At 65.6% G+C, this 13,466-nt stretch carries 9 protein-coding genes; 3 read left to right on the forward strand and 6 right to left on the reverse strand.

The features are described from left to right. Positions 1-35: 35 nt before the first annotated feature. Both HIM68_RS15940 and tmk read right to left on the reverse strand, forming a co-directional pair. Positions 36-1,193, reverse strand: coding sequence for a DNA polymerase III subunit delta' (locus HIM68_RS15940; RefSeq protein WP_172173890.1), 1,158 nt, complete (start codon positions 1,191-1,193; stop codon positions 36-38). 1 nt (position 1,194) lies between these two features. Beyond that, positions 1,195-4,077: a dTMP kinase gene (gene tmk / locus HIM68_RS15945; RefSeq protein ID WP_172173893.1), complete on the reverse strand. Its 2,883-nt coding sequence runs from the start codon at positions 4,075-4,077 to the stop codon at positions 1,195-1,197. A gap of 109 nt (positions 4,078-4,186) precedes the next feature. On the opposite strand from tmk, the gene HIM68_RS15950 reads away from it, so the two are divergent. Then, complete coding sequence (locus HIM68_RS15950) at positions 4,187-4,942, forward strand: lipoate--protein ligase family protein (RefSeq protein ID WP_248283969.1); 756 nt, start codon at positions 4,187-4,189, stop codon at positions 4,940-4,942. A gap of 93 nt (positions 4,943-5,035) precedes the next feature. Next, on the forward strand, positions 5,036-5,530 hold the full coding sequence (locus tag HIM68_RS15955; RefSeq protein WP_139468696.1) for a GNAT family N-acetyltransferase: 495 nt from the start codon (positions 5,036-5,038) through the stop codon (positions 5,528-5,530). A 250-nt stretch (positions 5,531-5,780) separates the two neighbouring features. Here HIM68_RS15955 and topA read toward each other — a convergent pair whose 3' ends face one another. Further along, on the reverse strand, positions 5,781-8,612 hold the full coding sequence (gene topA, locus HIM68_RS15960) for a type I DNA topoisomerase (protein ID WP_172173896.1): 2,832 nt from the start codon (positions 8,610-8,612) through the stop codon (positions 5,781-5,783). Between the two features lie 168 nt (positions 8,613-8,780). Beyond that, positions 8,781-10,439: a methyltransferase gene (locus HIM68_RS15965; RefSeq protein ID WP_367647567.1), complete on the reverse strand. Its 1,659-nt coding sequence runs from the start codon at positions 10,437-10,439 to the stop codon at positions 8,781-8,783. A 34-nt stretch (positions 10,440-10,473) separates the two neighbouring features. Here HIM68_RS15965 and HIM68_RS15970 point away from each other — a divergent pair, with 34 nt between their 5' ends. Continuing rightward, positions 10,474-12,750 carry a DEAD/DEAH box helicase gene (locus HIM68_RS15970; RefSeq protein WP_172173899.1) on the forward strand — a complete coding sequence of 759 codons (2,277 nt, stop codon included), beginning with the start codon at positions 10,474-10,476 and terminating at the stop codon, positions 12,748-12,750. 9 nt (positions 12,751-12,759) lie between these two features. On the opposite strand, the gene HIM68_RS15975 is transcribed toward HIM68_RS15970, so the two are convergent. Together HIM68_RS15975 and HIM68_RS15980 are read right to left on the reverse strand one after the other, a co-directional pair. After that, positions 12,760-13,077, reverse strand: a complete 318-nt coding sequence (locus HIM68_RS15975) for an Rv3654c family TadE-like protein (RefSeq protein ID WP_139468699.1) — start codon at positions 13,075-13,077, stop codon at positions 12,760-12,762. Further along, on the reverse strand, positions 13,074-13,460 hold the full coding sequence (locus tag HIM68_RS15980) for a TadE family protein (RefSeq protein ID WP_172173902.1): 387 nt from the start codon (positions 13,458-13,460) through the stop codon (positions 13,074-13,076). Before HIM68_RS15980 ends, HIM68_RS15975 begins: the two co-directional genes overlap by 4 nt. Positions 13,461-13,466: the final 6 nt, after the last annotated feature.

Consider the following 13,466-nt stretch of genomic DNA (forward strand, 5'->3'; position numbering starts at 1 on the left):
TCGGCCATTCCCCCGGCGCGCCCAACCGTCGGCGATCAGAGTGCGCCCGTGCGGTCCTCTTGCAGCCAGGGGTTCGACAGCAGCACGAAGGCTGCTTCGACGATGAGCACGGGCGACATGTTCGTCTGCAGGCGCTGCCGGGCCTCGGTGATCGCATCGATGCGCAGCAGAGTGGTGTCGGGGCCGTCCCGGTTCGCCTGTTCGGCGATGAGATCGACTTCGCCGGCGTTGATCCACCCGTCTCGGATCCCCAGCTGGTACATGAGGATGTCACGGTAGAGGCTCATGAGCTCGAGGAAGATCCGGTCGAGCTCATCGTTGCGGGCCCGCACCGAACGGCGCTTCTGCTCTTCCTCGAGCTTTCTGATCTGCGCTCTGGCCGAGGGCGGAATCGTCTTCTCCCCTTCGACCCCCAATGTGGTCAGAAGCTGAGTCCGCTCGGCGGCATTGCGCTCTTCGACTCGTGACTTCGCGGTCTCTGCCGCTGCGTCGACGATCCGACCGGCCAAACGTATCGTCGCCCCCACCGAGGTGAGTTTGCCCGGGATGGCGAGGATCTGTTTGCGTTCGGCGTCGGCCGACTCGTTGAGCGCCAGGTATTTCGCGCGCCCGATGTGGTTCTGAGCCACGGCCGCAGCCCAATGGGCACGATCCTCCGAGACACTGTCTCGCTGCATCAACAGCTGTGCCACGGCCTCCCGAGAAGGAATACGCAGGCGTACCGGGCGACACCGCGATCGGATGGTGGTCAGCACATCGATCGGGCTCGGTGCACACAGCAGCCACACAGTTCCCGGAGGAGGTTCTTCGATGGCTTTGAGCAGCACGTTCGCCGTCCGCTCCATCATCCGATCGGCATCTTCGATGATGACGACACGCCATTTCGAGTTCACCGGCGACGACTGAGCCTTGGATACGAGTTCGCGGACCTCTTCGATCGAGATGACCGACTTCTGCGTCGACATGATCGTCAGCGACTCGTGATGTCCCGACAGCACCCTGGCGGTCACGTCGTTCGATTCGGTGCCACCGGAGATCAGGGCCGCGGCGAAGGCCCGAGCCGCATTGGATCGCCCTGAGCCGGGAGGACCGGTGAACAGCCAGGCATGGGTCATCGCCGCCGGGTTGTCCAGGGCATAGCCGAGCTGGGTGACGACGTCATCCTGGCCGACGAGTTCGTCGAAGACGCTCACTTCAGGAATCCTCCGGGTTGGTGAAGCGGCGGTTGCTGCGTTCCCGCTGCCTGCGCAGACGTTCCCGAGCCTGCCGTTCGATCTCGGCTTGCGCCTGCAGCCGTTCACGACTCATCTCCCGTGCACTGCGGACCGGCAGCACCGTGGTTTCCGCATCCCCGGCATCGGCCGAGTCCTCGAATGCGCCACCCGCACCTGCCTCGGCACTCGAATCGGCCCGGTGAACCACGCGGGTTTCGGCGTCTTCGGGATCGACACGGTTGACGATGCGGGTTTCCGCGTCTTCATCCGTGACGATTCGGTCCGTCGGCACACCATCGGCATCGTCGCTGTCATCGATGATCGCGTCGGTTCCGTGGGTCGGCAGCACCGTGGTGGCATCATCCTCGTCGGATCGGCGCGCACCCTTCTGCTCGAGTAACGACGGGAGCTCCTCCTCGTCATTCTCCGAGTCCCGGTCCGCGGCCTCACCGGCGACCCCCGGAGCACTGGTAGCACCGGATGGTTCCTCACTCGCCGAGGCGGTCGGATCCTCTCGCAGATCCGCTCCGAGGTCGACGCGTTTGGTGGGAACAGCACCCGAGATCTCGGCCTCGGCGTCGGTGACCGCAGAGGGAACGAAGCGATCGCCGGAGGCGGGGACGAAACGCGGTCCACGTTCGTGCATCTCGTCTTCGCCGCGCGTATCGCGTTCGTCGGTGTCGTTCGCATCGGTGTCATCCTCGGCGGAGCCATCTGCCGTATCCCGGCCGTCGACAGAGTCGTCTGCAGTCTCAGGTGCACCGTCCACTTCTGCGGAGGAGTCGGGAGAGGATGTTTCGTCTTTATCGTCGTCAGGCACGGTTCCGGCGGCCACGGCAGCGATCGGCACGGAGCTGCGTTCCGGGCCGCTGTCGGGCTCAGCATTCGATGTTGAGGCGGGGGGCGCCTCGGTGCCGGTGTCGCGCTTGACCAGGGTCTGCGGAAGCCGAGCGCGGATGGCCGCGAGGATCTGCTCGGTGAGTTCATCGGCGTCGACCGAGGCGTCGAGGACGACATACCGGTCGAGTTCCTTGTGTGCGCGGGACAGGTAGGTCTGGCGCACGCGCTGGTGGAACTGCTGGTTCTCGTCGTCGAGGTAGTTGCTGTCGCCGCGCTTGCCCATCCGCTCGGCCGCGACCTCGGGTTCGATGTCGAGGACGATCGTCAGGTTCGGTACGAGCCCCTGGGTGGCCCACCGACTCAGCGCGAGGATCGTCTTCTCGTCGAAGCTGCGACCGGCTGCCTGGTAGGCGATCGTCGAATCGATGTACCGGTCGGTGATGACGATGTTTCCGGCGTCGAGGCTGGGGTCGACCAGGGATGCCACATGGTGGGCACGGTCAGCGGCGAAGAGCAGGGCTTCGGTGCGCGAGCTCGGCGGGTCGGAGTCGAAGAGAACAGAACGGATCTTCGTGCCCAGTTCGGTGCCGCCGGGTTCGCGAGTGGCCTCCACGTGATAGCCGTCATCGGCCAGAGCCGCGGAGATGCGTTTGATCTGTGTGGTCTTGCCGGAACCATCTCCGCCTTCGATGGCGATGAAGAATCCGGCGCCGAGGCGTTCGGCCGAGTTCCCGAGTCCGCCGGCCGCAGTCTCCGGCTGGCTGGGCGGGCGGAATCCGTGGACGATGTCGACGGACAGCCCCTGCAGTCTGTGCGGGTCGAAGGTGAAGAGTCCGATGACTCCGGCGACCAGGGCGGCGATGCCGAAGATGAGGAACGCGACGTCGCTGGGAGCCAGGATCCAGTCAGGACTTGAACCGACTTCGACCGTGCCGCCGAGATCGAGGGCGTTGATCACCAAGGCCAGACCGGCGCCCGCGACGGCACCGTAGCGGCGGGAGAAGTCATAGGGCTGAGCGCGCACGCCGATGCCGACGAGGAACGCGATCGCGGCCGAGAGCACGACCTTGCCGGAGAGTTCGTTGATGGCGCCGGTGGCGAGCAGCAGCACACCGGAGACGAGCAGAGCGAAAGTGGACACACGCGGACGGGACATTCCGGGGGCGAAGGTCGGCCCCATCTCGAATCCGACGGCCCACCCGACGAGGCAGCAGGCGATGATGAGCGCGAAACCGGCCTGACCATAGCCGTGGCCGATCGCCGTCGGCTGGGCAAGCATGAAGGTCGCGCCGAGGACGGCGAAGAGGCCGATGCACACCCACGGATTCGCGATCGCCTCGGCGGGGCGGGCGACCCGGGCCTTGAGTTCGGGGAACTGCCCGGTCGTCGCAGACTCTGCGTGCAGGGCACGTTCGGGGGTGAGGAAGATGATGACGGAACCGGCGGCCATGCCGATGCCCACCAGCAGGGACACCCAGCCGAGCGCTTGAGTTCCCGCTGCAGAGCCGCCGAGGATCTGGAAGGCACAGGAGACGAAGACGAGGACGGCCGCGGGAATGCCGACACGGCGCCACGGCTTCTCGTGCCTGAAGGGGTTGATGCTCATGAGCAGACCGACCACGGCGCCGAGGAACAGGGCCGCGACCCAGGTCAACCAGGCGCTGGGAGCCAGGCTGAGGACGACGAGAAGTGCGGCTTCGACGATCGCTGAGATGCTCAGAGCTGTCTTGCGCACCGCCGGCGGTCGGGAGGCGAAGACCTTTGCGGGAATGAAGAGACCTGCGCAGGAGAGGGCGAAGACGATGAGCAGCGACAGACTGCCCAACTGATTGTCGAAACCTCCGGCGCTGAGAGACTCCCCCATGGCGGTGTAGGCGCGTCCGCCCACCGTCGCGACGAGTCCGCTGGTTCCTGCCACGACATAGCTGATCGCGACAAGAACGATCAGGGCACCCCAGGCGGCGGTCTCGGTGACCAGGCGGCCGGGGGCTCCGGGCAGTCGGTGTCCTGTAGTCGTCAACATGCTCACAGCCCTACACTATCTGGCCGAACTGACATATCTCTTGGAAACGAGTGCGATCTGCGACAACCCGAACCCGACCGGGGCCTGCCGATCCTCTACCCTTGAACTCGTGCACACAGACTCACTGGCGATGACAACGGTGGCGGCGGAAGGCTTGGGCCCCGTGGAGGAACTCGCATTCGCCCGCGTCCTCCTCGATTCGGTCAAGGCCGGACGCCGCGGAGCGACTCTGCGGATGTACCGACCGGCCCCGACCTTGGCGTTCGGTGCCAGGGATCGTTTCCTGCCCGGCTTCGCCGCCGCCATCGAAGCGGCCCGGGATCACGGTTTCACGCCTGCCCTGCGCAGCCTCGGCGGGCGCGCGGCCGCATACCATCCGGGTTCGCTGGTCATCGATCACATCGAACCGAGTGATTCATTCATCACGAACACCAACGCACGGTTCACCGGTTTCGGCCAGGACTATGTCGAGGTGCTGCGCGGGCTGGGCATCGATGCCCGCCTCGGCGAGATTCCCGGCGAATACTGTCCCGGTGAACACAGCGTCAACGTGGCCGGGCGGATCAAGGCGATCGGCACCGCCCAGCGCGTGGTCTCCGGTGCCTGGCTGTTCTCGTCGTCCGTCGTCGTCGAGGACCCGGATCCGATCCGCGCGGTACTCACCGATGTCGAAGCCGCCCTCGGAATCGACTGGGATCCGTCCACGGGCGGATCGATCAGCGAGGTCCATCCGGAGGTGACGATCGATTCCGTCGCCGAGGCGTTCGCCGCCTACTATGCCGACGCGAATCCGGATTCGCCCCTGTCCCCCACTGCCGAGGAGCTGGCCGAAGTAGCCGCCCACGCGGACAAGCACCGGCTGTGAGGTCGGCGAAAGCTGTGGTCGGCACAGGCCGGGACAGCGCGCGAACCGCGGAGACTGAATTCCTTTGACCGAACGACTTTGGGAGCACACACCATGACCGTCACCATTCGTGAAGCAGAACGCTCTGATCTGCCCGAGATCCTGCGGCTCGTCCGCGCGCTGGCCGTCTACGAGAAGGAACCGGATGCGGTCGAGGCCACCGAGGCGGATTTCGCGGCAGTGATGTTCCCCGACGGTGGTCATGCGAACACGTTCGGTCTCGTGGCCGAGTCGGGCGGCGAGGTCATCGGCATCGCGATCTGGTTCCATTCGTTCTCGACCTGGACGGGCAGGAACGGCATCTGGCTCGAGGACCTCTTCGTCTTGCCCGAACATCGCGGCTCGGGAGCCGGAAAGGCGCTGCTCGGCCGGCTGGCGCAGATCTGCCAGGAGCGCGGACTGACGCGGCTCGAATGGTGCGTGCTCAAATGGAACACCCCGTCCATCGGGTTCTACGAATCGCTGGGTGCGAAGCCGCAGGACGAGTGGGAGACCTACCGACTCGACGGCCAGGCGCTCACGGATTTCGCAGATTCGTCGCGCGACTGACCTCATCCCTGAGGCACTGCTGTCCTCGTCCCTGAGGCACTGGAGTACGTGGCCGGCGCCGGCAAACGGCGATTGTTGGGTCGATCCACGGTGTTTTCGACGTCGAGATCACCGTGGATCGACCCAACAATCACGGGCCACGGGGTGTCACAGGCGACGGGAGAAGAAACGACTTTCGCCACCTGCCGGACCATCAGGCAGGTGGCGAAAGCAGTGACAGGTGAACGCCGCGGGCTCGGCGGACGTCGACTCAGGGAGTCTTCGGCTTGGCCGTGCTCGTCTTCTTCGCAGCCGGAGTTCTCGCCGCCGTGGACTTCGACGCAGTCGACTTGGAAGCCGTCGTCTTCTTCGCGGCGGTGGTCTTCGACGCGGTGGTCTTCGACGTAGTCGTCTTGGCGGCCGTCGTCTTCTTCGCAGTCGACTTCTTGGCGGGGGCCTTCTTTGCCGGAGCTTTCTTCTTCGCCGGTCCCTTCGCGCGCTTCTCGGCGAGCAGAGTCGCGGCGCGTTCGAGCGTCACGGCTTCGACGGAGTCGTCCTTGCGCAGGGTCGCATTCGTCTCACCGTCGGTGACATACGGTCCGAAGCGACCGTCCTTGACGACGACGGGCTTCTTCGTCTCCGGGTCCTCGCCGAGTTCCTTCAGCGGTGCCGCGGCCCGACGACCGCCGCGCTGCTTCGGCTCGGAGTAGATCTTCAGCGCCTCTTCGAGGGTGATGTTGAAGATCTGCTCCTCATCGGTCAGGGAGCGGGAGTCGGTTCCCTTCTTCAGGTACGGTCCGTATCGGCCGTTCTGCGCGGTGATGTCCGTGCCCTCTTCGTCCTGTCCGACCACGCGCGGCAGGCTGAGCAGCTTGAGCGCGGTCTCGAGGTCGATCGAGTTCAGATCCATCGACTTGAACAGGGAACCTGTGCGCGGCTTCGGCTTCTTCGCGCCGCGCTTCGGCTTCTCCTCGGGTTCGGGCAGCACCTCGGAGACATAGGGTCCGAAACGACCGTTCTTCGCCACGATGGTGTGTCCGGTCTCCGGGTCGACGCCGAGCTCGCGGTCGCCGTCGCCTTGGGATTCGATGAGTTCGGCGGCCTTCGCCGCTGTCAGCTCATCGGGTGCCAGATCGTCGGGGACGGAGACCCGCTTCGGGTCCTCTCCGTCTTTCTCCGAAGCCACCTCGAGGTAGGGACCGTAGCGGCCCACGCGCAGGTTCACGCCCTCGCTGATGGCGACGGTGTTGACCTCGCGGGCATCGATATCGCCGAGGTCGTCGACGATGGCTTTGAGTCCTTCACGGTCCTGGGTCTTGTCACCGAAATAGAATCCGGCCAACCAGTCGTTGCGATCCTCCTCGCCCATCGCGATCCGGTCGAGTTCGGATTCGAGGTCAGCGGTGAACGCGTAGTCGACCAGACCGGTGAAGTGCTCTTCGAGCAGGCGGACGACGGAGAACGCCAACCAGCTGGGCACCAATGCGTTGCCGCGAGTCGTCACATAGCCGCGGTCCTGGATGACGGAGATCGTCGCAGCATAGGTCGAGGGTCGGCCGATGCCGAGCTCTTCGAGCTGCTTGACCAGGCTGGCTTCGGTGAAGCGCGGCGGCGGAGCGGTGGTGTGGCCGTCGGCTTCGGCCTTGACGACCGACAGCGATTGGCCCTCTTCGACCTGCGGCAGCCGCGATTCTCCGGACTTCGTGTCGTAGCGGGACGCGTCCTGGCCCTCTTCATAGGCGGCAAGGAACCCGCGGAAGGTGATGACGGTGCCGCTGGCGCTGAAACCGGCTTCGTGGCCGTCGGCGAGAGCAGCGCTGACCTTGATCGTCGCGGTCTTGCCCTTCGCGTCGGCCATCTGGCTGGCGACGGTGCGCTTCCAGATGAGGTCGTAGAGACGGAACTCGTCGCCGTTGAGCTGCTTGGACACCTGTGCCGGGGTGCGGAAGGAGTCACCGGCGGGACGGATCGCCTCGTGGGCCTCCTGCGCCGATTTCTGCTTGCTCGCGTACTGGCGCGGCGACTGCGGAACGAATTCGGGACCGTAGAGTTCGGTCACCTGCTTGCGGGCGGCAGCGATGGCCTGACCCGACAGCGCCGAGGAGTCGGTACGCATATAGGTGATGTAGCCGTGCTCGTACAGCGACTGAGCGGTGCGCATGGCCTGACGAGCGCTCATGCGCAGTTTGCGTCCGGCTTCCTGCTGCAGGGTCGAGGTCGTGAAGGGTGCGGCCGGGCGCCGGGAGTACGGCTTCGACTCCACCGCGGTCACCGTCAGCGCATCCTTGGCGCTGCCGTTCAGCTCCGTGGCCAACGACTCCGCTCGCGCCTGGTCGACGATCGTCGCCGAGGTGTTCTTCAGCTCGCCCTTGTCGTTGAAGTCACGGCCGCTGGCCACCCGCGATCCGTCGAGTGTGGTGAGATTCGCAGCGAACGGGTTCGTCCCGTCCGGCAGACCGAGATCGATATCGAGGTCCCAGTAGTCTGCGGGCACGAAGGCCATGCGTTCGCGTTCGCGTTCGACGACGAGGCGGGTGGCCACGGACTGCACACGTCCGGCCGAGAGCCCGGCACGGATCTTGCGCCACAGCACGGGTGAGACCTCGTAGCCGTAGAGACGGTCGAGGATGCGGCGGGTCTCCTGCGCGTCGACGAGCGCGGAATCGATATCGCGGGTGTTCTCCAGGGCCCGTTCGATCGCCTCAGGCGTGATCTCGTGGAAGACCATGCGCTTGACCGGAATCTTCGGTTTGAGGACTTCGAGCAGATGCCAGGCGATGGCCTCTCCCTCGCGGTCCTCATCCGTTGCCAGATAGAGTTCGTCGGCGTCCTTGAGCAGACGCTTGAGTTCGGTGACTTTCTTCTTCTTGCCCGGATCGATCCGATAATAGGGATCGAAGTTGTTGTCGACGTCGACAGCGAACTTTCCGTACGGCCCCTTCTTCATATCGGCGGGCAGCTCCGAAGGGGTGGGCAGGTCGCGGATATGACCGACGGAGGCCTCGACGTCATAACCGTCGCCGAGGTATCCCACAATCGTTCGCGCCTTCGTCGGAGACTCGACGATGACGAGGCGACGGGGCTTCTTCTCGGTTGTGGTCACGCTTTCACATTCCTCTCACGGCATCAGCTGCCCGCTGCAACGGACGATCCGGCCCAATGTAACACTGTTGAACGGACACGTTCCTCATCGGCACTTGCGGCCCGGATGCTGCCCGGACCTCGTCCGATCTCGGCTCGGACACGGGGTCAACGGTTTCCGATCCTATCCCTATTCCGCCGACGTCCCAGTCGTCGAGGTCCCGATCGAACCGCCGTCGGGCAGCAGTGCACCCGCCGCGCACAGGGCTCTGACCTGCGCCACGAGCTGATCTTCCAGAGCCGTGGGATCGACCTCGAGAAGCTGGGCCAAGGCCCCGGCCGTCTGTCGCAGGGTCAGCGTCCCATCCGCGACGGACACGAATCCGGCCAGTGCCGTGTCGAGGTCGAAGACCTGCCCGAAGCCGATCCCCTGTTCCAAGGTGATCGAGTTGGGTTCCGGCGCCCCGGGAAGGAAATGGCGATGTTCGACGAGGTCCGGAGAGCGTGTGAAAGCAGTCGCGGCGATCTCCTCCGGTCCGGCCGCTGCCAGCCACGACCGGATCGCGATGATCGTGGTGAGGAACTCTGCGAGTCCGTGCGGATTGTTCGCCGGCGCCGAGGTGACTCTGACCCGGGTCTTGAACACTCCCTCGGCCGTCTCCAACGGTCCGCGGTCGACGTCCGAGGTGACGTCGCCGATCGCGGGATCTTCGGTACCAATCGTTGGCACATCGTTATCGGACTTCGCGATCAGCACGTACCCGAAGACGACTTCGTCCACAGCTCTGGTGGCGAAGTCGTCGAGCCATGCGGCGACTGCGTCGTTCCAGGCAGTGCTGGCGCGAGGGATCCCGCTGTCGCGGATCCAGGTCTCGGCGTAGGCGATGGGGTCCAGGGCTTCGCGTTCGATGACGAACACTGACGTGTCGTCATCGCTGACCCAGGACTCCGGTCCTTCGTCCTTCCCCGAGGCGGCTTCCCAGTTTCCGAGGCAGACGCTGCGTCCGCCCGGGGCGAGGTTCTCAGGGATCCGGGTGAAGAGCTCCCGAACGAGTCGGTCCCCAGTCATTCCGCCGTCCCGGTATTCGAAGGTGGTGTCCGTGCTGCGCGGGGTGATCACGAACGGCGGATTCGACACGAGCAGATCCACGGGTTCCTGCAATGGTTCGAGAAGCGAGCCGTGCCGGAATTCGATCGTCGTCACACCGTTGAGTCCGGCCGAGAGTTCGGCCAGACGCAGGGCCCGGTGGGAGATGTCGGTGGCGATGACTCGGTCGCTGTGGCGGGTCAGCAGCAGAGCTTGGATTCCGCAGCCGGTGCCGATGTCGGCGGCCACCCCGACGTGGTCGCGCGGGGTGATCGACACCAGTGTCCGGCCGGCTCCGCCGAGTCCAAGTACGAACTCGCCGTCGAGGACATCCGGTGTGGTCAGGGTCCCGTGGTCGGCCACGAGGTAGAGGTTCTCGTCCCCGGGACGGAAGCCGCGGGGAACACCCACGGGAAGTTCATAGGGGGTCAGGGCGAAGGGGGCGGTCACCTCGTCGTCGTCCACGGTGATCAGCCCCGCCTCGGCGGCGGTGTCGAAGGACTCCCCCAGCAGGGCGCGGACCTGGGCGACCGGGACTGTGCGGTGGAAGTGGAAGATCAGCGCCGCGCTGGCCATGGCACGGTCGGCGGCCGTCGACGACTGGTCCGCCAGCGTCCGGGCGCAGTGGTGGATGGCGGGTGCGGCGTTGTTGCGCAGCAGCGCCTCCGAGGTCGGACCACCCCAGAACTGGCGCAGCCGTGGTTCGGTGTATCCGGAACGGTAGAGGGTCTCGCCCAGGTGGGCCAACGGCAGATCAGTCACAGAAGAATCCTAGCGACTGCGCCATAATTGACTCATGGCCTCCTCTGCTCTTCTCGACATCGTCACCGGTTTCGGTGCCCGGGATGAGCGGATCGTCCATGTCCGCGATATCCCGCAGCGTTTCGAACGGGATGCCGAGTGGCCGGACTGGATCGACGAGGAACTCAAGCACGCATGTCATTCCATCGGCGTCGACGCTCTGTGGCAGCACCAGCTCAAGGCGGCGCAGACGGCCAGGGACGGTTCCGACGTCGTCATCGCCACCCCCACCGCGTCGGGCAAGTCGTTGGGATTCTGGCTGCCGGTGCTCGAAGCGATCCAATCGACTCGCGGGAAGCTGCGCACCGCCTCGGCGATCTACATCGCTCCGACAAAGGCTCTGGCCGCCGATCAGCTGGCCAAACTCGAACGATTCGTCATCCAGGGCATGCGTCCCGCCAGCTACGACGGGGACACCTCACAGGTCTCGAAGGACTGGGCGAGACGGCATGCGAACATCATCTTCACCAACCCGGACATGCTCCACCGCAGCATTCTGCCCCAGCACGAACGCTTCGCCCGGATGTTCAAAAACCTGCGCTTCATCGTCATCGATGAAGCCCACCGCTACCGTGGAGTGTTCGGGTCCCACGTCGCACTCATCCTCCGCCGCCTACTGCGCATCGCCGCCCACTACGGGGCCTCACCGGTCGTCATCGGAGCCTCGGCGACGATGGCGGACCCGGACGCAGCCTTTGCGAAGCTGACCGGGCGGCCCGCAAACGCGGTGACCGAGGATTCTTCACCCCGGGCAGCAGGCAGCTTCGCACTGTGGGAGCCTCCTGTGTCACCGGGCGGGGACCGGCGCAGCGGCCTCGTCGAGGCCGCCGATGTCATCACCGATTCCATGTGCGCCGGATATCGATCGATCACGTTCATCGCCTCCCGCCGAGGCACCGAAGCCCTGGCGCAGACGGTCCGTGACCAGGTGGGTGAGGTGGACGAGACCCTGACCGGCAAGGTCGCGGCATACCGGGGCGGGTATCTGGCCGAAGAGCGCAGGATGCTCGAGACGGCTCTGCGTTCGGGTCAGCTGCTGGCCGTGGCGTCGACGAATGCTCTGGAGCTGGGCATCGACATCTCCGGACTCGACCTGGTCATCATCTCCGGCTGGCCGGGGACCTTGGCGTCCCTATGGCAGCAGGCGGGACGCGCGGGCCGAGCCGGGCAACGGTGGATGACTGTGTTCATCGCCCGCGATGATCCGCTCGATACCTTCGTCGTCCACCACCCCGAAGTCATCTTCGACTCCCCCGTCGACGCCGGCGTCATCCATCCTGGCAATCCGCACGTGCTTTCCGGTCACCTGTGTGCGGCCGCCGCCGAGGTGCCTCTGAAGGCGGCCGATCTCGTGCACTTCCCGGACGATTCGTCCGAGGTCATCGACGATCTCGTGGAGCGGAAGATGCTGCGAGCACGGCCAACCGGATGGTTCTGGGCAAAAGACCAACCGGCGACCGACCTGTCCGATATCCGCGGTTCCGGCGGCGGACAATTCAGCCTGGTCGAAGCGAGCACCGGCACTCTGCTGGGCACGGTCGACGAATCGGGTGCACATACGGGAGCCCATCCGGGCGCGGTGTACACGCATCAGGGCATCGACTTCACCGTCCTCGATCTCGACCTCGAGGACCGGATCGTCGCCGTCGAACGTGCCGAGGTCGACTACACGACTCAGCCGCGCTCGCAGACGGAGATCTCGATCGTCGACACCGATGCGCAGCGGGTTCTGCCCTCCGGGGTGGCTGTGTGCAGCGGCACCGTCGACGTCAAGGATCAGGTCGTCGCCTACCGGATGCGGGCCAAGCGAGGTGGAGCGATCATCGCCGAACACGAGCTCGACCTGCCGGAGCGCACGCTGCGGACGAAGGCCGTGTGGTGGACCATTCCGCAGAGCGTCCTCGACGAGGCCGAAGTCGTCTCCGGAGACCTGCCCGGAGCCGTCCATGCCGCCGAGCATGCCTCGATCGGTCTGCTGCCGCTCTTCGCCGGCTGTGACCGCTGGGATATCGGCGGGGTGTCGACAGCTCTGCATGCCGACACCGGACTGGCGACAGTGTTCGTCTATGACGGTCTGGCCGGTGGTGCCGGTTTCGCCGAACGCGGCAGCGAGGTCATCGAAGAATGGTTGGGTGCGACAAGGGATGCCATCGCCGCATGTGAGTGCATCGACGGCTGCCCGTCGTGTGTGCAGTCGCCGAAGTGCGGCAACGGCAACGAACCGTTGGAGAAGGACGCTGCGCTGCGGCTGCTGCGCACCGTGCTCAGGTAGCGATCCCCCTCATTTCCCGGCGACGGCCTCCTCTCTGACCTTCGGCAGAGGTCCCGGGATGTCGACTTCGATGACGACATAGGCGGATTGCTCACTCAATGAGGCACGGCAGTCCTTGAGGTGTCCGCCGTTGCGAATCGCGACCTCCTTCGCCGTCTCACACGGTTCCCCGGTGGCCAGTCCGCGCACGGCGTCCGCGGCGGCGAGCGCCGCCAGATCCGCGGCACTCTGTGCCCGACTGTGGGCGACGAACGCCTGGCCGAGGCTGCCGATGGCGGTGACGAGGACGAGCACGATCGAGCAGAGACCCACGACGATGTTCGTCATGACGGTCCTCCTCTGTCCCCTTCGAACCGTGCGGTGGCATCCGCGTCGACGGTGTCGAGGAAGAAGATCGCGGCCGGCAGCTCGATCGTGACCGTGACGACCGAGTATCCGCCGTCGGCTCGGACACGGACCGAGGATGAGTCACCGGCGAGCTTCTTCGCTTCGGACACGACGGCGGCCTGTGGTTCGCCGCGGGCGATCTCACGGGCCGCGGACCGTGCCGCGTCGAAGGCTCGCAGCTGGGAGAACCCGACAGCGGCGGCTCCCGCGAGCAGCACGATGAGAAGAACGACAGCCGGCATGACGACGGCGAATTCCGCCGTCGCCGTTCCCGCATCGCGATCCCATCCTCGCTGCCGCTGACGGGAGCGTCCGCGTGCCATGACGGT

The organism is Brevibacterium sp. CT2-23B (assembly GCF_013168765.1).
Taxonomy (GTDB): Bacteria; Actinomycetota; Actinomycetes; order Actinomycetales; family Brevibacteriaceae; genus Brevibacterium; species Brevibacterium sediminis.